We start from the raw sequence: 21,973 nt of genomic DNA on the forward strand, positions 1-21,973 counted from the left end.
AAATCACCGCGAAGGCGAGAGGTGTTCTATGACAAGACGGATATACTGCCTATTCAATATTTTAAATTTACTGCCCCAAAATAGGCCATGACAGCCTATATGAACCAAATGTTATATTGGGGTTACAGCCACATTTGTGCTGATCGTGTGTGTTTCAACAACTAGCATCAATCAACCAAAAACTTCTTCTACATCAACAACTTTTGAGCGATTCACTGTTATCTTCCAACGTTGTAGCGTCATGCTGCCATCTTGGTTTTTCTGCTTAGAAATCAAATTGAACTGATGACGTTTATCGATAGATTCCTGCGTCACTTTCCCTTCATTAAGGGTATAAAAACGCTGCTTACCACGCGCCATCAGACGAGAAAACGGACGGAAATCTACTTTCCACACTTCTCGTGTCATGTCATACCCACTGAGGAATTTCGTGGTCGACATTTGCGTCACCATTTTAATGCGAACAACAGACTCTTCCCGTTGACGAAGCTTCCCACGACGTACTTTTCGCACATCTTCAGGGATCTTGTCGAACGGAATATAATCGAGCCATTCAAGCTGATTGCCTATTCGCTGCCCCGACGTTGGGTCCGTAAACAACTTGCGCCATTTGGGGCGACCTTTACGAATCCAGCGCCACAATACATCACGAAGATCATCTTTAAAGATTTCACGTAATGCATATAAACCTGCCATCGCGAGAACAAACGACAAAGTGATTTCGCCAAGGAAACTTCGCATACGGATAATCGCGATAGTCACGAAAATCATCACAAGCCCAGTTGCTGTGCCCTTCGCAATCTTATTCAGTGTTTGTCCCAGAACCACGTCGTTTTGACGGATCGTTACCGGGTATTCAATCAAACGTCGCGCAAGACGCATTTTGTTTACCATGCGGGTTGGATCATTTTGCGCTTTGAGCGAGTTATAGTTGCGATCGAGGCGATAAGCCGCTTCTGATTCGCAGAATTTAATCAATTGCTCGCGGATAGGCTTGAACGCTGCGCTTCTTGGCATGTGAGCCACAAGAGACAGAAAACGCTGCTCGGTGAGCCATGACAAGTAATTATCAATATTATTGAAGTACTTGATCAGGCTGTCATCTTTTGGCTTATAACGGCGCAGACGACGCAAAATTTCCACCGCCATGTCCGTGATCACTTCAAGCTGCTCAACTGCATCCTCTTCTTCAAGATCTTTAAGAGAATCAAAAAAACGGTGGGTCGTTTTCTCTAAGGACAGTGAATACTGGTAAGCATACAAACTCAAACTGACGCGATATTTATCCGATGGGAGTTTGTCCCGGCTAGCCAAGCGTGAGTGTACAAGAGGAAGATGATATTGAGACGTAAAATACGTACGGGTGTTAGAAAGCACCGTGTTATAAAAATCGTCTTCGCTCAATACGTTCTTGGAAAAATCGAGTTCTCCAGGAACGAAAAGGTAGAATTCGACATCCTGTCGTTTTATCTCTTCATTTAGTATCGCGATCCGTGCGGTCAATCCCTCATATTTTTCAACAGAGATCAATTAGGTACTCCAAATTTTTCATTTTTTAACGGGCCTTTTCCACTTGTTGTACAGTTTAACGAATTTGCTTTTCAAAACCGAAGTAAAAGTGAAGAGTCTTACAAAATAACAAAGAGCGTGCAATTTATGACCACCCAGCCCATGTCGCACCACAGTCCGCGTCTTTCAAGGGTAAAAGCAATAACAACACGTAACACTCACTGAGTTATCCACAGAAAAAGTGAATAAAATCTCAGGCATACATAGTCACAGAAAGGGACTCGTCGTTGCCACGCAATGGTTTGGGCGACCTTGCGAAAAAGCAACGATGGGGTAAATGCGCAATATCGGTGAAAAGCGGGCAATGGCTTGCCGTGTATCTGTTCCCTCTTCTTCGCTTTTTCTAATAATTCACTTTTGCTCCAGCGCTTCTCGCATACGCGTTTGCACCACATCCACCAAGAGATCAGGTTGAAACTTAGACACAAAACGATCACAGCCTACTTTTTCAACCATGGCTTCATTAAAGCTGCCACTTAGCGACGTATTCAACGCAACATAGAGATTGCTCATTCTGCTATCGGCACGAACTTCGGACGTCAGCTTGTATCCGTCCATTTCTGGCATCTCAGCATCGGTGATCATCAACAATATTTCGTCAGTGACTTTTTTGCCTTCATCACACCATGACTTAAGCAAATTCAATGCATGCGCGCCATTTTTCATCTCAATGCATTCAATGCCAAGTTGTTTCAATGTTTCTGTTACTTGTTTTCTGGCGGTGGACGAATCATCAACCACCAAGACTTTTCTGCCCATTAAGTGATGTGACAAGTCCTGATCAAGCACTTCCTCAGAAATACCGATGTCATAGGAAACAATCTCAGCCAACACTTTTTCAACATCGATGATTTCAACCAGCTTATGCTCATTTTCATGCTCTAGCTTGGCGATCGCCGTCAAGTAGTTACCGCGCCCAGTACTCGGCGGCTCCATGATTTCATTCCAGCCCATATTCTTGATATAAACCACTTTACCCACCAAAAAAGCCTGAATGGAGCGGTTATATTCGGTCACGATCAGGTTCGCATCCTGATCTTTTTCAAGTGGGCGCATCCCTACTGACTGGCGCATATCAATCACAGGAATCGCGTTACCACGAATGGTCGCCACACCACAAATTTTAGGGTGAGAACCTGGCATCTGATTAAGATGTGGCACTTTAAGGACTTCACGAACTTTGAAGACGTTGATAGCAAAAAGCTGTCGCGTACCAAGTTGAAAAATCAATAACTCGAGTCTATTTTCACCAACGAGGCGGGTGCGGGAATCTACGGAATCTAAAATACTCGTCATGGTTCTACTAACCGCTCTTTGATCACTTCAGTATGTGGATACTAGTGTCTAATTCAGATGACCAGTAAAACACATTTCATTGCACGGCTCATCATCGCGTTATTATTTAGCGCGTAACCTATCAATTACCCTTAATAATAGAAAAAATCCTTGAACAAAGCGAAACCTCAATCGCCAAGCCACATAACAGATCCTTACAAATCAAATCACTATCACAGAATTTTTTGCTAATCTTCACTGATAAATCAGAAGAACCTAGGTGTTATCATGACGATGAAAAGCTACAATTAAAGAACAAGCATTAAAACACATCTGCTTACTGACAGGCGCTCATATGAAAAGCAAGGCCAATGAATCTCAGGGAATGTTGCTCTTTAAACTTTCTGCCATGCAGACATTTGCTATTGGCACGCTTAAAGTGAGAGAAATCGTTCCCTTCTGCCCACTGACAGCACTTCCTGGCTCTCACCACACCGTCATTGGCACTGCCAACATGCGGGGCATCACTACCCCTGTCATTGATATGGCGAAAGCGATTGGCTATCCACCCGTAAGCAAAGAAGATTACAAAGACTGCTTTATCATCATTACAGACTGCCAACGTCGTGTGGTTGGGTTTCTCGTGCGAGGCATTGAAAAGATCAGCGAATGTGACTGGCGAAATATCACCCCTCCACCAAACACATTAGGATTGCACGCATTCCTGACCGGGGTAATGCATGTGGATGAAAAAATCGTCCAACTGCTCGACGTCGAACTCATTATGTCTAAAGTATTTCCGACCTCTTACGATAAGCTACATCCGATCCTTGCTGATGTGGACCGTGAAAAACTTAAACCCATGCATATCCTCTTGGTGGATGATAGTAGCTTAGCTCGACGTCAGCTTTCAGAAGCGCTCGACAGCATTAATATCCCCTATGTCGTGAGTGCCAACGGGCTTGATGCGCTCGAAAAGTTGAAGAGTTCCGCCTTAGAAGGCAGACCATTTGATATTGTTGTCAGCGATATTGAAATGCCGGGTATCGACGGATATGAGTTGGCGTTTGAGATTCGGAGTAATAGCGCAATTTCAGAGGCTTATCTGATTCTTCATACCTCATTATCAAGTGAAATCAGTGTTGACCGCGCGAAGCAAGTTGGCGCGCATGAAGCACTGGAGAAGTTCGATGCGACAGAACTGGTTAATGCCATGCTTCGAGGAGCCAACTTGAAGACGGAGAATGAGCATGTTTGCCTAGAGGGCACGATCGAGTAATTTACTTTCATTTGTCATCATGTAGCGTAAACATACCGTACAATGTACTCCTTGCATGATGACAAATGCATCCCAATACACATCTGCACTCCACGTCCATTACATCTTTAGCAATTACTCGCTTTTCCTTGATCAAAAGACTGTTTCCCGCTCCCTCGATGTGGTTTAATTTCGTCAGGATCACACATAGAAGGTTAAAGACCTATGAACAATGTATTCGAGATCGTTAAGTTCTCTCGTCGCAAAAATAAACTGAAGCGGGAAATTCAGGACAACGAGAAAAAAATCCGCGACAACCAAAAGCGCGTTACTTTGCTTGAGAACCTGCTTGACTACATTCAGCCAGACATGACTCACGACGAAATCGTTGAAATCGTCAAGAACATGAAAGCAGACTATGAAGATCGCGTCGATGACCACATCATCAACAGCGCGGAAATCTCTAAAGAACGTCGTGAAATCAGCCGCCAAATCAAAGAACTGACTCGTCAGGAAAAAGAAGGCAAGAAATAATCCTTTCACGCATGTGATTGGAGCCAATCGTTGTTATGGTCTATTTCTTAGTTGTCACTTATCGCTTCGAAATAGGCCATTGTTACGCAATTTATTAACACCTTGACCCAAAGCGGTTTGCGCTTCATTTTTCTGCTCTCCCCCCCGCGATACTTCATATTCGTTTGCTCAGATACAAACGTGATAATTGTACAAATAATAAGACACCACTGTCGCTACTGTTTGTATAAAGTCTGTCCTATGAATCGATTGTAGGCATAGTCATTTCTTGTTCATCAATATGAATATGAACACTCATTTTTCTTAGTTTATCAATGATAATATGTGCGTTCGAAACTGGAGTCCCATGAGATACACGCCAGAGCATTAACCAATATATTAATTTTGGCTAGCACCCTTCACTTTGATGGGAAAAATACCCAAGATAGACCTTTTGGCTATTAACATTGAACTATGGCAGAATTTTATCAAAAGCATGGAAGCGGCATTTCGCAAAGTTTATCAATACGCTGAACCAAACCTGACACTCGTGAGCTGGATGGGATTAATTGGCTTTCCGGCTTACTATTTCATTTGGCAATTTATATATCCTCAAGCTTATGAAAACTTGCCTCTTCGACTGTTTTGTTGCTTGTTTTTTGTCATTGTATTAGTAAGAAACAAGCTAAGTCCCGCACTGAAAGAACGTATGCACTGGTTCTATCAAATCGCCATTTCCATTGTTCTTCCCTTCTTTTTCTTCTATATGCTATTGATGAACAATTGGTCCACCGTTTGGCTACTTTCCTTTATGGCCGCAATTTTCCTTCACATATTGCTGGTACATATTACTTGGGTAATGTTTGCTCAAACATTGGCAGGTATTACCATGGCAACGATCTGGGCCTGGGCTGAGAAGGGGTATCACCTCGCATTCTCGATGGATTGGACCTACATGCCAGTGTTCCTTTTCATCTACCTTTTCGGCAATTTATTTTTCTTCCGCAATCAACAAGAGCATGAAACCAAAGTGTCGATTGCCAAAGTGTTTGGTGCAGGTATTGCTCACGAAATGCGAAACCCGCTCAGTGGTCTTTGCTCTTCCATTGATTTAATACGTTTGACGATTCCGGATCCTAAGGACAGCAACAATCGGGTTTATCAACTCCGCGAAGAAGACGTCTTGTTACTCCGTGAGATCAGTGACGACGCGATGAACATCATTCGTGCCGGTAATGAAACCATCGATCTTCTGCTGACGTCCATTGATGAAAACCGCGTTTCCCGTTCAACGTTTAAAAAGCACGCTGTCAAAAATGTGCTTCAACATGCTGTCGATAGTTTTGGTTTCACGAGCGCCACAGACAAAACGGCGATCACCATTAGAAACACCGATACCTTTGATTTTTTTGGCAGCGATACCCTGCTGAAGTACGTTATCTATAACCTGTTTAAAAACGCTTTTCATCATCGAATCGGAGAAGACTTTGCGATAGATCTGATGGTGGAAGTCGGTGATAGGGAAAATCGAATCATTGTTCGTGACAATGGTCAGGGAATATCCAGTGATATTCTTGACCTCATTTTCGAGGACTTTTACACCACAGGAAGAACCGGAAATTACGGACTGGGATTGCCATTTTGCCGAAAAGTCATGCGTTCCTTTGGTGGCGAAATCAGTTGCGATTCTAAGGCCGGGGAGTGGACTGCGTTCACTCTCACCTTCCCCACATTAGACTCCTCAATTGCTCAAGATATCAAACACAACCTGATCAAGCTTAAATCGATGCTGATGGTGACCAATGACGCTGATTTAGTCCGGCGTACGGCGAAAATCAGTAAAAAAATGGGCTTCAACCAGCAAACTATCGATGTGCTGCACGTTCTGAAGAAGCCCGAGTTTGATTTTGAATACGATGTCATCATTGTCGATTTGGAGAGTGTAGGAACAAATGGTGATGTGCTTGGCCATATAGAACCTTTACTTTCGTTCACTGAAGCAAAAATCATATACCTGCACAACAGTTCATCGACCGGCCCTCAATCGCATGCTGTGTACAACCCAATCTGGATTGAGGGGCTAGCATGGCGCTTGAATACCCCAAGGGTGATTGAGCAGTTATTTTTCGACACCGTAGATGCTTCAATACCCAACAAGCGTTCACAAACCCCAAACAATACCGAGACACAAACCATTATGGTAGTGGATGACAGTGAGTCACTCCGCCAAATGACTTCTATCGTTTTAGAAAAACAGGGGTTTAACGTTATTCAATGCGCCAATGGTCACAATGCAATAGCGATGCTTAAACAAGATAAACAGCATGTGGATTTGATCCTGATGGATATCGAAATGCCTGTGATGGATGGGCTGGAAACATCGCGTCGTATTCGCTCTTCACTCCAAGCTTATGCTGATGTCCCTATTATTGCTCACACAGGTGACAATTCTCGACCTACTCTCGAAAAAATCTCATCCTCAGGCATGACAGACTTCATTATCAAACCTTCCGAGCAGCAGCAATTGAGAGACAAAATAACGACCTGGCTTTCATAAAAAACTCTGCCATTGCAGAGCTTCTTATCCATACATGATTTACCAAGCCTTACTTCAATGGAAGGTGAGATCAGAATTTTCATAAGCAGCCTGACAAACAGTCAGCACATGATCTACCTCCCGATAGCTCATATCAGCATTCAAGGAGAACCGGATCAATGCTTTGTTCTTTGCCGTTGCCGGTGCACAGAACACCGCACCGAACACACCGTTGCTTTCCAAAAAATCCCTCACATGTTCTGTGTTTTTCTCATCACCACACTCCAGAGAAATAATTTGGGATTCACTACGGATTTTAAAGCCGATATCACGAAGTCCTATGCGCAGCACATCCGAGATTTCAAACAAGCGCTTTCGCTTCTCATCGCCCTTTTTTATCACGTCCAATGTCGCATCAAGCCTTGCGACCTCCTGCGGCAATACAGTGGAACTGAATATCGCAGGGAACGACACAAACGGTAACGCTTTGATAAGACTCGCTGGACCAAGTACTGCCCCAGCTCGATAAGCAAACGCCTTTGCAAGACTGGTCGTAACAAAGTCCACTTGATCCCGCACTTCCATTTCATTAATTAGGCCCGAGCCGTCTGGCCCATGCGTGCCAAGCGAATGCGATTCATCAACCACCAACGCACAATCAAACTCCTGAGCCACTTCGTAGATGGCGCGAAGCGGTGCGATGGTACCTATCGTGCTGTAAACCGAGTCAATCAATATAATACCAGGGCCGTATTTTTTAATTTGTCGTTTAAGGTTTGATACGCTGTTGTGAATAAAAGGGATAATCCGTGCACCCGCAATCCGGGCGCCTTCCCATAGTGACATGTGCGCAAAGAAATCGATATATACGCATTTTTTCGGCTCACAGATGGTTTGCAATAAGCCGATATTCGCCGACCATCCAGATTGAGAAAGTACACAGCCCTCCAACCCCACAAACTCTGCCAGACGCTTTTCAAAGTCCGGTTTATGATCCTCATCCTGAAGAAAAACAGCAGACATCACCACATTTTCATTCGACGCAATAATGGCGTCCACATGTGCTTTCTGAATATGGCTATCAAGACTCAACGACAAGTAGTCATTACTTTGCATGATCACCGCATCTTTTCCCGGTCGACTGCTGACGGGCAATGGCCGACCATTTTCATATGGTTCAGTCATATCACGTAGAAACGAATTCAAACGCGCATCGACGAAAGAAGGAAGCTTTTTTCTCATTGTAGATTGATGTTCCATGGGCCTAACCTCGTCCTGTTAAAGAAAAACGCCGAATTCGGCGCGTTTTTTATCAAGAGCAACTTAGAGATACCCCGGAGAGAAATAAGAGGCATCTATATATTGCCTGAATATATGGCATATTATGAATCAAACTTGTTTTCCGATTATTTTTAAGTTTGCGAATATTCACACCTATTATATGAAACTTTTTTAATACGGGTATGGGTATAAAAATGGCTGAAAGCATTAAAAAACCTTCCTTGTATTTATAAATAAAACCCCGACATTCACCTTTCGTACTGACTAACAACGATCAGATCACTTACCTATTTCCCTTTATAAAACTTAGCGTTAAGTCCGGCATTGAGACGTTGATCTTTTAGAAGCCAACCTTGTGCTTTTAAAGCCAATCATTTTGCACTTAGCGGATCAAAAATCGTCTTAGCCCTCCTTTTTTTAATGCCCTGCATTTTTGCAATAGAAAACCGAAACATGATGCTATTTTGGTGCAACGAAAAAAGCCCAGCGCGAGGCTGGGCTTTCAAAGCAGTGTGAAGTTTAAGCGTATTTAGTGGAAGTGATTACCAGTAAACGCGTGCACCGATGGCGAACTGAGCGTCACCGTCGACAACACTAGGTGAAACACTGAAACCATCATTTTTGTTGTTCTTGTAACCCAAAGTGACACCGTCTGAGTATGCCGCTTCAGCCCAAAGGCGGAAGTATGAATTGAATCTGTGTACTGCACCTACGTAAACATTGGTGTAGTCATCTTTCTCAGCAAGTCCAACTTGGTCAGCACGCGCTTCAATCTCAGTGAATTCGTACCCGCCGTAGACGTCAGATTTAGCTGACAATGCATAGTTCAGCGCTAGTGTGTAACCTTGGCGATCAATGTCTACGGCCAAAGCATCACTTTCAATTGCGCTGGTTGCGAACTGAGCACTGACGGTCAAGTCACCAAACGTACGATCTGCCCACAATGTGTAGTAAAGATCGTCTACTGCACCTGCCTTAACGTTAACAGTCTTGGTTTCGTTAACCTTGTAGTCAAATGCGCCATGCTCTTGCTCAGCAGAAGATACACCCGCTGTTACAGAAAAACCTGCAATGTCTTTGCTTACGAATAGTTCAGCTACTTGTGCTGCTGAACCGTCTTCACCCAGACCGTAGCTTGCGTCAAATGTTGCAAAATCAGTCTCAAGAATATACCGAACAGCGCTGTCATGTTTACCGCCAGAAACTGTACCTTCTACGATGTGAGAGCCACCGAACCAGTAAGAGTTATCAACACCCCATAGGTCATCAGCAGTCAGGTACTGTTTACCCAGAATGACTTTACCGAAGTCACCTGTAAATCCGAAATAGCCTAGACGGTTAGCCATAGCATCTTTGTCGTAGCTGATGCTGTACTCAAGTCTTGCGAATACATCAATGTCGTCAGTGACAGTGTAAAGAGCGTTAACACCTGCACGAGAGCTGCCATCATTCAACGTAATATCTTTGTCTGGGGCTTTAGAAAGCGTTGCACGAAGTTGTCCGTACACTTCTACTGAGCCCGCATCGCCATTATATGCTTCGAATGCACTGACATTGCCTGCGAAAAGTACTGCTGGGATTACTACTGCCAAAAATTTCTTATTCATATACTACGTCCTGTAATTCTTATCATCATTCCATTTGCAACGATGCTGCGAAATAAAATTAACATCCATGAAACACAGGGATCAACGATACATTTTCTAACAATTACAACGATTAATGAATATATTGGCTGATTTACAACCAATATAAGGTGATTAATGCAGATGATAGATAGCGCATAAAGAGTCGCATTTATGATGCTTTTGTTGCAGTAAATGGGGATTTAATTCACGCGAAGAATGAATTTATTCGGTATCAAGGGGCATCTAAAACGTTCAATAAATGAACGTATTTTGTAAAAAAACTCATCAGACCATTTGCGAGCCACATCTAATATTTATAACTTTATCAATGGAACTTTTTACTAAGATGCTCAAGAGCGCGCAAATAAAACGTGCAACAGAACACTGATAACGCACAAAAATCGCTGCCATTATCGCGTAAATCGCCCTATTTCAGACCGAGTGAACGCAGTCGCTTATAGATAGTGTTGCGACTCACACCAGTGAGTTGCGCTAAGCGGGTAATGTTTCCATCGGACGACGCATAAAGCGCGGGAAGGGTATCGCGCCAGCTCGCAGACTGTGCAACCGGACTTGCTACGTCATTTTCTGGCAGGGTGGAAATAGAAGGCGATTGCACATCCAAGAAAAAATCATCGGGCAAATGATGAGTCTGTATCCGCTCCCCCTGTGACAACGCCAATGCCACACGGAGGGTATTGACCAACTGACGAATATTTCCCGGCCATGGGTGCTGGGCAAATAAGTGAAATACTTCTCGGTCGATAACCACATTTTGATCGGCTGCAAGTTCAGGTAACAACGCACTGACTAAGGGTTCTATATCTGATCGTTCGCACAATGCGGGTAAAAACAGCGTTAATCCGTTGATACGATAGTAAAGGTCATCTCTGAAGCGCTTCTCAGCAACCGCCGACCTCAATGACTGATGGGTTGCGCAAATCACGCGAAAATCGACAGGGTAGCTTTCCGTACTGCCTAGCGGTGTCACCGCTTTTTCTTGCAGCACCCGCAACAATCGCGCTTGAACATGCAGTGGCATATCGCCAATTTCATCCAGCATCAAGGTGCCACCATCAGCTTGACGAATATAGCCCATGCTGCCTTTCGCATTGGCCCCCGTAAACGCGCCTTTTACGTAACCAAACAGTTCTGATTCCACCAGCTCAGCAGGGATCGCGGCACAGTTCACCGCCACCATTTTTTTCTTAGCGCGGTTTGACGAAGCATGTACCGCCTTCGCAAACACCTCTTTGCCTACCCCCGTTTCGCCTTGTATAACCAAAGGGATATCGCTGTTAACCACACTTAACGCTTGGCGTATTGCCTTTTGCATTTTCAGATCACCAAGGTCGAGATGTGGCAACTGGCGATCGCTAGGCGCAATAGCCGCTTTTTTTGGCATTGGCGCAGATGAGTTGGGCGAGAATGCAGGCGTCTGCGTTGAAAAGGGGGAGCGAATTGTCCGCGTCATAGGCTGCTTGATCGCGCCAAACAAACGATATTTAGACAGACCAATAAAGGAAAGAGAATGATTTTCAGGATGTGCAGAAAGCTTTAGCGCTGATATACCCGTTACATATTCTATGTTCAAACCTGCCAACGTCTGACCCACTAATAGATCGGCACGTCGATTTGCAGCAACAATGTCTCCGCTTTCATTAAACACCAACAACCCCGCCCATTGGCTCGTGAGGTTATCACTGCTGGTATTGAAAATAAGCATGTGGTGATGATGACGATAGGTTGCGATGATCAGTTGGTTCTCTACCGCCTGCGTCATTACCTTCACCATGCCGTTCACATGTGAGGTGGGCAGATACGCATCCGACGATATGTTCAACACACCCACAAGATGACGATCACTGTTATAAATTGGCGCTGCAGACGCCGTCATATAACGGTTGGCGATCAAGTAATGTTCATCGCGTCCCACCGCAACAGCTTCACCTGTTTGCAAAGCCGTTCCGACTGCATTAGTGCCATTGTATTTTTCTAGCCAGCTTGTCCCTTGGTCAAACAAATGCTTTTCCATTTGGCTAACAAAACCCGGTCTTCCCCAGCGGCTTAGCAAATTGCCATCATTGTCTGCCAGCAGCACAAGGCTATTGCTGTTCACCAATATATTTTCATAAAAAGGCAGGACTTGCTCCTGAGTGGTCGCAATGAGGTCATTAGACCGATCGCGGGCATCATGCCATTGACCTTGATTCAACTGCACGATTTCAGGTGTGGCCTTTGGTGACAGCCCAAGGGACTGACATCGACGCCAAGAGGCCTGAATAATCTCATCATGAGTGTGAGCTATATCGCTCATTGTGAATCCCTTCCATGCGCATTCGAACAGAAAATGAGCGTTAAGCATTGTTCACATTCTGTTAACAGTCAACAAAATGGGTGACACTTTTTTCACACACCTACTGTTCACCCTCTCTTAAAATATCTATAAATCAATATCTTAACATCTCATTAACTATTGGCACGGTTCTAGCGTATGTCATTCGGAATGTGATGACGATGCGCGTTTTCGCCAAACGTATTGTTGCACCGCGGCATCGACCCCAACACTTATCAGGGAGCCTTCATGTCACTTGAATTGAAAAATGTCACAAGGGTAAGTAACAACGAAGTGTGGCTAGACAACATAGACCTTCGTATTGAGCCCGGTTCTTTCAACGTATTACTTGGTCGAACATTGGCAGGGAAAACCAGCCTAATGCGGCTGATGGCAGGGCTCGATAAGCCTTCCTCTGGAACGGTCTTGTTCAATGGGCAAGATGTCACTGGCGTACCGGTTCGCGAGCGAAACGTGTCTATGGTGTATCAGCAGTTTATCAACTACCCCAACATGACGGTGTATGAAAACATCGCTTCACCACTGCGATTAGAAAAACACCCTAAGCACATCATCAAAGAGCGCGTGCAGGAAATAGCTGAAATGCTGCACATTGAATCTTTTCTGAATCGGCTTCCTCTTGAATTGTCAGGTGGGCAACAACAGCGCACAGCCATGGCAAGAGCGTTAGTGAAAAATGCCGATTTGATTTTGTTCGATGAACCCTTGGTGAACCTTGATTACAAACTGCGCGAAGAGCTCAGACAGGAGATGCGCGAACTGTTTGCCGAACGCAACACGATCGCAGTGTATGCCACCACCGAACCGAATGAAGCCTTGGCGCTGGGTGGCAACATATTGCTCATGCATGAAGGTCAAGTGATCCAATCTGGCCCCACGGCAGAGGTGTACCACCACCCCGCGTCTGTCACCAGTGCCGAACTTTTTGGTGAGCCGCCAATTAACCTTATTCGTGGTAGCGTCGGCGAAGGCAATGTCTCTTTTGACGAACATATCCATTTCCCGCTCAACACGAATCTCGGCGAGTTAGAAGACGGTCAATACCAATTCGGTATTCGACCAAACCATCTCAGTCTGGTCCCCCACAACGATGACGACCTTGAACTTTCCGTCGACGTTGAGCTAGCAGAGATCAGTGGCAGCGAAACTTTCCTTCACGTACGCAATCGTGACATCAACATGGTGCTGCACCTACCTGGTGTTCACGACTACGCCGTAGACGCAAAAATCAGCATCTATGTGCCCACGCATAAGCTCTATGTTTTTGATCAGTCAGAGCAGCTCATTCAATCTGCGCGCCGTTTGTGAGGAAATAAGCATGGCAGAAATTATTCTCGATTCACTGGCGCATTCTTACTCGCCCTCACCACAGGGACGAAGCGACTACGCCATCAGAAAAATGACACACACTTGGCGCAACGGCGGAGCCTATGCCCTGCTGGGCCCATCAGGCTGCGGTAAAAGCACCATGCTGAATATCATTTCCGGCTTGCTAACGCCTTCTGAAGGCAAAGTCGTGTTCGATAATCAAGATGTCAGCCAACTTGCGCCACAAGAAAGAAACATCGCGCAGGTTTTCCAGTTTCCTGTGGTGTACGACACCATGACGGTGTACGACAACCTCGCCTTTCCACTTCGCAACATGAAAACCCCTGAAGCCAAAGTCCGGTCGCGAGTCAGTGAGGTTGCAGAACTTCTCGAACTCACGTCCGTGCTGAACAAACGGGCCAGTAACCTTACCGCGGATGAAAAACAAAAAGTCTCCATGGGGCGCGGGTTAGTTCGTGAAGATGTCTCGGCGATTTTGTTCGATGAACCACTGACGGTGATCGACCCGCATCTGAAATGGAAACTTCGCCGCAAGCTCCGTCAAATTCACGAACAGTTTCATATCACCATGATCTACGTGACGCACGATCAGCTAGAAGCCGCCACCTTTGCCGAAGAAATTGCCGTGATGTATGACGGTACCATCGTGCAATTTGGTACGCCTCGCGAGTTGTTTGAATCCCCCAATCATACCTTTGTCGGCTTTTTTATCGGCAGTCCCGGCATGAATCTTCTCACCGTGCAAAGAACCGATGATGGCAATGTCAGTTTTGAAGACATTGCACTTCCGCTGACAGTTGAACAGCGCGAGGTATTAGCCGCGACAGAAAGCGACAACATCAAAGTCGGCATACGACCCGAATTTGTTCATCTGTGGCAGGAAAAGCGCGATCACGCGTGGCAAGTGCCCGTGCAATACATCGAAGATCTTGGGACATACAAAATCGTGACCGTTCGGTTTGGTAGCCAAACGTTAAAGCTGCGTATCGCAGAAGAAGCGCCCGAGCCAAAAGACCACGCCTACATCAGCTTTCCCGCGCAATGGTTAAAACTGTATGTGGATGAATACCTGACCGGTGAACCGCAACACCCCACACTGGAAACGGGAGATCAGGATGCAGACTAAAACTGAAAATAATCGCGCATGGTTGCTGGTGATGCCCGTGTTCCTGCTGGTTGCCTTCTCCGCCATCATTCCGCTGATGACGGTGGTGAACTACTCGATTCAGGACATTTTCGACCAAAACACCCGCTATTTTGTCGGCACCGAATGGTATCGCGAAATTCTTAATGACCCCCGCCTCCACGATTCGTTAGTACGCCAGTTTATCTACTCCTTCTGCGTATTGGCGATAGAAATCCCACTGGGTATCGCCGTGGCGTTGACCATGCCAGCAAAAGGCTTAAAAGCCTCCATTGTGTTGATTGTGTTGGCTGTACCGCTGCTGATCCCTTGGAACGTGGTAGGGACAATTTGGCAGATTTTCGGGCGTGCCGACATTGGCTTACTGGGCTGGTTTCTCAACAACATTGGCGTCAGTTACAACTATGCGTCCGATCCCGTTGATGCTTGGATCACTGTGCTCGTCATGGACGTGTGGCACTGGACCTCACTGGTCGCACTTTTGTGTTACTCAGGCTTACGCGCTATTCCCGATGTGTATTACCAAGCGGCGAAAATCGATCGCGCATCTAACTGGGCAGTGTTCCGATATATCCAGTTACCCAAGCTTAAAAGCGTGCTGTTGCTCGGCGTCCTGCTGCGTTTTATGGACAGCTTTATGATCTACACCGAGCCGTTTGTGCTTACGGGCGGGGGCCCCGGAAACTCCACCACCTTCTTGTCACAAGCACTCACAAAAATGGCAGTCGGTCAGTTTGATATCGGCCCCGCAGCCGCTTTCTCCATTATCTACTTTTTGATCATTTTGCTGGTTTGTTGGGTGTTCTACACCGCCATGACCCGCATGGACGCGAGGAACTAAGCCATGACAAAAAAATCGATTGGCCTATCTGCCTACATCCTCTTCTTGATGCTGCCGATTTATTGGTTGCTAATGATGTCGTTCAAAACTAATGAGGAAATATTGGGTGGCCTCACCTTCTGGCCACATTCTTTTACCTTGGATAACTACATCGTTATCTTCTCTGATCCGAGTTGGTATAACGGTTACCTGAATTCACTGACTTACGTCACCATCAATACCTTGTTGTCGCTTTCCGTCGCTTTGCCTGCCGCTTACGCATTCTCACGCTATCGGTTCATTGGCGACAAGCACCTGTTCTTTTGGTTGCTCACCAACCGCATGGCGCCTCCTGCTGTGTTTCTGTTGCCATTTTTCCAGCTCTATAGCTCTGTCGGTCTCTTTGATACCCACATTGCTGTTGCCCTCGCGCACTGCTTGTTCAACGTGCCATTGGCGGTATGGATATTGGAGGGCTTTATGTCCGGCGTACCGAAAGAAATCGACGAAACCGCACACATTGATGGTTATAGCTTTCCCCGCTTCTTTGTTCGGATTTTTCTTCCCATGATCCGCTCGGGTATCGGCGTCACCGCTTTCTTCTGTTTTATGTTTAGTTGGGTGGAACTGCTCTTGGCACGAACGCTCACGTCAGTGAACGCCAAGCCCATCGTTGCCACCATGACCCGTACCGTGAGTGCGTCTGGTATCGATTGGGGCGTGCTGGCAGCCGCGGGCGTGTTAACCATTGTTCCCGGACTATTGGTGATTTGGTTTGTTCGAAACCATGTCGCGAAAGGTTTTGCATTAGGACGTGTGTAATACCAATCGGCGTAAGTAATTGGTTTAAGGAGAAATACGATGAGTTGGATGGCCTGGACACTCCCAAGCACACTGTTTTTTATCACTATTGGCTGCATGTTGACAGCAATGACCGTACTCGAAGTACTTCGGCCTTGTGTAGAAAGGAAAGGATTTTTGCCTATCAGCACAACCCGAGGTGATCGATTATTTATAGGCCTGCTTAGCAGCGCTTATATCCACCTTTTCTTCATCGGAATGACAGATCTACCCATCTGGTATCCCTTCGGGATGTCAATCGTGTGGTTAGTGGCCGTTATTCGCTGGGGTTAGGGAAAAACGACAAAGGAGCGAAACTATGAAGCAATTGTCTGCTGTACCCAAGTGGACCCCTTTCGGGTTCATGATCGGGCTGTTACTGGCACCGGCGGCGCTCGCCGACCAGTACAGCGATGCGGCAACGAAGTGGGTCGATGATAAATTTACCCCTTCAACGCTTAACAAAGATGAACAGCTGAAGGAAATGGCGTGGTTCACTAACGCTGCCAAACCTTTCCGCGGTATGGAAATCAAGGTCGTATCCGAAACCAACACCACCCATGAATATGAATCAAAAGTGCTGGCAAAGGCTTTCGAGCAAATCACGGGCATTAAGGTCACGCACGATCTTATCCAAGAAGGTGATGTGGTAGAAAAGCTACAAACTGAAATGCAGTCAAACCGGAGTATCTATGATGCCTACATCAATGATTCTGACTTGATAGGTACTCACTTCCGTTACGGTAAAGTGTTCCCAATCAGTGATTACATGGAAAGTGAAGGCAAAGATATCACGCTGCCAACGCTGGACCTTAATGACTTCATCGGCCTCAGTTTCACCACTGGCCCAGACGGAAAACTTTACCAACTGCCTGATCAGCAATTTGCCAACCTTTACTGGTTCCGCGCCGATTGGTTTGCTCGTGCAGATCTCAAAGCCAAGTTCAAAGAAATATACGGCTATGAGTTAGGTGTGCCCGTCAACTGGTCAGCCTATGAAGACATCGCCGAGTTCTTTACCGTTCATGTTAAAGAAATCGATGGTGAACGCGTTTACGGCCATATGGATTACGGTAAGAAAGACCCATCACTTGGCTGGCGCTTCACCGATGCATGGTTTTCCATGGCAGGTGCAGGTGACAAAGGCATTCCAAACGGGATCCCTGTCGATGAGTGGGGCATCCGTGTCGATGGTTGCTCGCCAGTCGGTTCAAGCGTTGAACGTGGCGGCGCCACAAACGGCCCAGCTGCCGTGTTTGCGACCACCAAATACGTGGACTGGCTGCAAAAATATGCGCCACCAGAAGCACAAGGCATGACCTTCTCTGAAGCGGGACCTGTGCCAGCGCAAGGGTACATTGCACAGCAAATCTTCTGGTACACCGCATTTACGGCAGACATGACCAAGCCAGGTTTGGCCGTCGTTAATCCTGACGGCACCCCGAAGTGGCGCATGGCACCATCGCCACGCGGCCCTTACTGGGAAGAAGGCATGAAGCTTGGCTACCAAGACACAGGTTCATGGACACTGATGAAGTCCACCGAGCCTAAGCGTCGTATGGCAGCATGGTTGTATGCACAGTTCACGGTTGCCAAAACCGTGTCACTGAAGAAAACACTGGTCGGTTTAACGCCAATTCGTGAGTCTGATATTAACTCTCAGGCAATGACAGACGTTGCACCTACTCTTGGCGGTCTGGTGGAATTCTACCGCAGCCCCGCGCGTGTGCAGTGGACACCGACCGGTACCAATGTGCCTGATTATCCAAAACTGGCACAGCTTTGGTGGCAATACATTGCTGAAGCATCAAACGGTGAGAAAACACCACAAGAAGCGTTAAACGGACTGGCAGCGGCACAAGACAAAGTATTGCAACGTCTTGAGCGTGCCAACGTGCAAGGCGAGTGTGGTCCTAAGCTGAACAAACCGCGTGATGCTGAATACTGGCTAAACCTGCCAGGTGCACCGAAAGCGAAACTGCAGAACGAAAAACCAAAAGGGCAAACCATCAATTACGATGCGCTGCTTGAAGAGTGGAAATCGGCACTTTAATGACATGACGGCCACTTCCTATTCATACCGGAAGGGGTAACCCAGCGTTTCTCGTTGGGACGACATGACGCAAAACGCCTGCGAGAGATCCGCAGGCGTTTTTTATTCATCATCAATGATTGACCCATCATCAGTGCTCGTGATTCTCCAGCACACAAGGCTCTGTGTTAGCTAGTCTTGGCTTTTTCCTGCACAGAACCTGGCATGTACATTTTTATCATGCGCTCCAAGTCATCTTTTCTCACTGGCTTAGCAATATAGTCATCCATACCCGCTTTTAAGCAATCATCTCTGTCTTGAGCCGTCGCATTTGCGGTTAATGCCACGATGGGTGTGTGCTGTGCATAGCCGTGTTCTCGAAGCAATCTTGACGCTTGATAGCCATCCATTATCGGCATTTGACAGTCCATAAAGATCAAATCAAAGCATTCGTCTTCACACATATCTAACGCGATTTTACCATTTTCAGCCACAACAACTTCAACCCCTAAGCGCGCCAACATCGCCTGTACCACGCGCTGATTAACCAAGGTATCTTCGACGACCAACACGCGTCCTTCATAAGAATCAGATTCTTCTGCATGTCGAACAGGAAGTGTCTTCTCTGTTTTTTCTCCAGTCATCGAAATCACCCCTAGCTGTGCTTGGTGACTTCGCAGGATTTTCGCTAAGATATTCCGAAGATCATTGAACTTGTAAGGGCGAGATAGATAGCCTTCAATATGAAAACTCTCCAATTTTACGCTGTCATGCATTTCTGGGGCTGCGGTGATCATAATTAAACTTGGGCACCGCTTACCAAAGCGGTTACGCAATTTTGATGCAATTGAAAAGCCATCTGTATTCGGCATCAATTTATCGAGAATCACTATCTTATACGGTCTCGCCGTATCAATACGCTCGGCAATCATGTCTTCTGCATCTTCGGGATGCACACAACAAGAAATCTGAGACCCCATATTGCCAAGCTGCGCGCTGGTAATGCGCATGTTCAATCGGCTGTCATCCACCAACAGCATGGCTGCGTCAGCAAATAATTGAGAATCAACGGGTATACTTTCAGGGATCGACGCACGGTCGAAAGTCAAAACGAAGTAAAAGCGACTGCCCTCCCCTTCGGTACTTTCTAACAGCAAGCGTCCACCCATCAGGTCAACAATTTGGCTGGAAATAGCCAGCCCTAAACCTGTGCCACCAAAGTTGCGGCTCATGCCGCCATCAGCCTGTTCAAATTTTTCAAAAATTGTATCTTGCTTCTCCGCCGGGATACCAATTCCGGTATCACGGACTTCGAACAATACCGTGCACTGTTCACCAACATCTTCAAGCTGCCTGATCCCAACATGAATACTGCCATGCTGAGTGAATTTCACTGCATTCCCTACCAAATTGATCATCACCTGACGCAACCTAGCTGCGTCGCCCATCAAAATAGGCGCCAAGCTATCCTCTACCTCGCACTTAAACTCGAGGTCTTTTTCTTTGGTTCTTAGGCGGAAAAGATGTTCTATGTCTCGATTGAGCTCAAACAGATTCAGCTCCAGCACTTCAAGTTCGAACTTGCCTGCTTCAATTTTTGAGAAATCCAGAATGTCATTAATAATGTCTAGCAACGATAGCGATGACGTCTCGAGCATATCGATGAATTCTTGCTGCTCATCATCCAGTTTGGTGCCTTTAAGCAGTGACGCCATGCCAATAATGCCGTTCATCGGCGTACGGATTTCATGACTCATGTTAGCCAGAAACTCACTTTTCTTAAGATTGGCACCTTCAGCATGCGCCTTGGCTTCATGAAGATCTGCGCTGTACTCACGCATTTTTTCCACCGTGGTATTGTACTGGGTGTAAAGCGTCACCAGCTCTTCGCCCATTTTACTTTTTGGCGTATCAATGGTTAATGGCAAATTATCAACATCAAATTTGGTCACACGCTGAGAAATCCAAATCAATGGCCTCACAACATCCATGTAAACAATGAAAAACACCAAGCCACCCAAAATCAATGTGGCGCCACCTAAAAACAGCAACAGCATCACAAATCGCTCAGTCAGCGCGTTGTAGACATCTTGTAGACTGACCTCAATTTGCACAAAACCAAGTTCATACTCTTTACCAAATTGGTTCTGAATCAAGGGCCATTGATAGGAAATTTTGGGTTCAGGCGGGCTTTTACCTTCTTCAGCAACCAGTCGACCTGCATCGAAAACGCGAATATAGCTAACGTCGGGGTGTTGGTAGATCCCCTTCGTAATCACGCCCACTTGGTCCACATCCTCTTGCCACAAACTGTTCGAAATACTTGGTAAATCCGTTTCTTGGATCAGCAACGTATTTTCTCGTAACAGTTCAGTGCGTGCCTGATAATCCAAATACAACGCAAAGGCCGCGACTAGAAATGCCAATAAACTGCAGACGAACAAAATTCGACCCACCAATCTGGCGGCCATGCTGGAAGGCTGACGAAGATTCTCTTTTTGATTCAACATAGTCTAGGCTTATGAGTGTCTTATATGTGGATCATATTTCTCTAATAATAGTCATAAAACACAAACTTGGATGACGATTACCATGTCCAGAAAAAAACCATTTTTCTCTTTTCAGTCCACAATGACCTTGTCAATTTTGGCTGGCTTCTTTTTCAGTACCAACGCCACCGCTTGGACACTTGATTACTATGTTGTTCAAGACCAATCAGAACCTCTGCAAATTCAAGAGGAAGGCCAAAATCACCGCGGCATTATAACGGACGTACTCTACAAGGCGCTGGAAGGAACGTCGCATCAGCTCCGAATCCATACCTATCCATTTAACCGCATGCTCGCTGAACTCACAGAATCTCAAAAACAGAATTGGGTCACCTATGGCAGTCCGCTATGGGGCGGAATGCAAGCAGCAAATCTTTCGTCACTGCCTCTATTTGAGATTGAACACAGTATTGTCAGCAACGCCAACAACGTTTTGCCTTATGACAACCCTGACGATCTCGATGGAAAAGTTGCGGTGTTGCTGTTTGGGTTTGATTACCCTGGGCTCGACGCAAAAATACACAAAGGGGTGGTAAGTGAAGTACGAGTAAAAAACTATGACGCAGCATTTCGAGTAGTCGATCGCCTTAAAGGCACAGGGGGGTTTGTCGAAATGGATATTCGCCTCAAATATCATTTGAAGCGCCTCGGGTTTACACCTGACGATTACAATCTTCGTAAAATTAGTAACTTGATCCCCAACTACTCTATTCATTTAGCCTATTCACCAGGCATTGATCCCGAGATTCAACGCTTCCTCGACATGCGTCTAACGCAATTGTTTGAAAACAATGAGATCAGCATGATTGTAGACAAATATCAGTAGAGATACTCATGCCCTGG

Annotated in this window: 16 protein-coding genes; 10 read left to right on the top strand and 6 right to left on the bottom strand. The window is 46.0% G+C overall.

Going from position 1 to position 21,973, the window contains the following annotated elements; translation table 11 throughout:
* Positions 1–171 precede the first annotated feature (171 nt).
* Both AC3CIC_RS20690 and AC3CIC_RS20695 read right to left on the bottom strand, forming a co-directional pair.
* Positions 172–1,530 (bottom strand): hypothetical protein, encoded by a 1,359-nt coding sequence (locus AC3CIC_RS20690; protein WP_488516057.1) that lies wholly within the window; start codon positions 1,528–1,530, stop codon positions 172–174.
* A 390-nt stretch (positions 1,531–1,920) separates the two neighbouring features.
* Positions 1,921–2,865 (bottom strand): chemotaxis protein CheV, encoded by a 945-nt coding sequence (locus AC3CIC_RS20695; RefSeq protein WP_016959810.1) that lies wholly within the window; start codon positions 2,863–2,865, stop codon positions 1,921–1,923.
* 334 nt (positions 2,866–3,199) lie between these two features.
* Between AC3CIC_RS20695 and AC3CIC_RS20700 the strand changes: the two genes are divergently transcribed.
* The 3 genes from AC3CIC_RS20700 to AC3CIC_RS20710 all read left to right on the top strand — a co-directional run bounded on the left by AC3CIC_RS20700 (position 3,200) and on the right by AC3CIC_RS20710 (position 7,172).
* Entirely contained in the window at positions 3,200–4,123 is a 924-nt protein-coding gene (locus AC3CIC_RS20700; RefSeq protein WP_488516058.1) for a chemotaxis protein, read from the top strand.
* Positions 4,124–4,327: 204 nt separating this feature from the next.
* Positions 4,328–4,636, top strand: a complete 309-nt coding sequence (locus AC3CIC_RS20705) for a DUF496 family protein (protein ID WP_016959812.1) — start codon at positions 4,328–4,330, stop codon at positions 4,634–4,636.
* A gap of 475 nt (positions 4,637–5,111) precedes the next feature.
* Positions 5,112–7,172 carry a hybrid sensor histidine kinase/response regulator gene (locus AC3CIC_RS20710; protein WP_488516852.1) on the top strand — a complete coding sequence of 687 codons (2,061 nt, stop codon included), beginning with the start codon at positions 5,112–5,114 and terminating at the stop codon, positions 7,170–7,172.
* 54 nt (positions 7,173–7,226) lie between these two features.
* On the opposite strand, the gene cqsA is transcribed toward AC3CIC_RS20710, so the two are convergent.
* From cqsA to AC3CIC_RS20725, 3 genes are all read right to left on the bottom strand, one after another.
* Positions 7,227–8,393, bottom strand: coding sequence for an alpha-hydroxyketone-type quorum-sensing autoinducer synthase (gene cqsA, locus AC3CIC_RS20715; protein WP_488516853.1), 1,167 nt, complete (start codon positions 8,391–8,393; stop codon positions 7,227–7,229).
* A gap of 581 nt (positions 8,394–8,974) precedes the next feature.
* Positions 8,975–10,039 carry a porin gene (locus AC3CIC_RS20720; protein ID WP_488516059.1) on the bottom strand — a complete coding sequence of 355 codons (1,065 nt, stop codon included), beginning with the start codon at positions 10,037–10,039 and terminating at the stop codon, positions 8,975–8,977.
* 448 nt (positions 10,040–10,487) lie between these two features.
* Entirely contained in the window at positions 10,488–12,377 is a 1,890-nt protein-coding gene (locus AC3CIC_RS20725; RefSeq protein WP_488516060.1) for a sigma-54-dependent Fis family transcriptional regulator, read from the bottom strand.
* A 267-nt stretch (positions 12,378–12,644) separates the two neighbouring features.
* Between AC3CIC_RS20725 and AC3CIC_RS20730 the strand changes: the two genes are divergently transcribed.
* From AC3CIC_RS20730 to AC3CIC_RS20755, 6 genes are read left to right on the top strand one after another with little or no spacing between them, the layout of a single operon-like run.
* A complete protein-coding gene (locus AC3CIC_RS20730) occupies positions 12,645–13,724 on the top strand; it encodes an ABC transporter ATP-binding protein (RefSeq protein WP_017003881.1) in 1,080 nt (359 codons plus the stop codon).
* 10 nt (positions 13,725–13,734) lie between these two features.
* Complete coding sequence (locus AC3CIC_RS20735) at positions 13,735–14,871, top strand: ABC transporter ATP-binding protein (RefSeq protein ID WP_488516061.1); 1,137 nt, start codon at positions 13,735–13,737, stop codon at positions 14,869–14,871.
* Entirely contained in the window at positions 14,861–15,730 is an 870-nt protein-coding gene (locus tag AC3CIC_RS20740; protein ID WP_016959820.1) for a carbohydrate ABC transporter permease, read from the top strand. Before AC3CIC_RS20735 ends, AC3CIC_RS20740 begins: the two co-directional genes overlap by 11 nt.
* A 3-nt stretch (positions 15,731–15,733) precedes the next feature.
* Entirely contained in the window at positions 15,734–16,531 is a 798-nt protein-coding gene (locus AC3CIC_RS20745) for a carbohydrate ABC transporter permease (protein WP_016959821.1), read from the top strand.
* 39 nt (positions 16,532–16,570) lie between these two features.
* Positions 16,571–16,843: a DUF2160 domain-containing protein gene (locus AC3CIC_RS20750; RefSeq protein WP_016959823.1), complete on the top strand. Its 273-nt coding sequence runs from the start codon at positions 16,571–16,573 to the stop codon at positions 16,841–16,843.
* A 25-nt stretch (positions 16,844–16,868) separates the two neighbouring features.
* Positions 16,869–18,602: an ABC transporter substrate-binding protein gene (locus AC3CIC_RS20755; protein WP_488516062.1), complete on the top strand. Its 1,734-nt coding sequence runs from the start codon at positions 16,869–16,871 to the stop codon at positions 18,600–18,602.
* 167 nt (positions 18,603–18,769) lie between these two features.
* On the opposite strand, the gene AC3CIC_RS20760 is transcribed toward AC3CIC_RS20755, so the two are convergent.
* Positions 18,770–21,091, bottom strand: coding sequence for a response regulator (locus AC3CIC_RS20760; protein ID WP_488516063.1), 2,322 nt, complete (start codon positions 21,089–21,091; stop codon positions 18,770–18,772).
* Positions 21,092–21,173: 82 nt separating this feature from the next.
* Between AC3CIC_RS20760 and AC3CIC_RS20765 the strand changes: the two genes are divergently transcribed.
* Positions 21,174–21,956 carry an amino acid ABC transporter gene (locus AC3CIC_RS20765; RefSeq protein ID WP_488516064.1) on the top strand — a complete coding sequence of 261 codons (783 nt, stop codon included), beginning with the start codon at positions 21,174–21,176 and terminating at the stop codon, positions 21,954–21,956.
* Positions 21,957–21,973 lie beyond the last annotated feature (17 nt).

The organism is Enterovibrio sp. QJM3NY_24 (assembly GCF_057786035.1).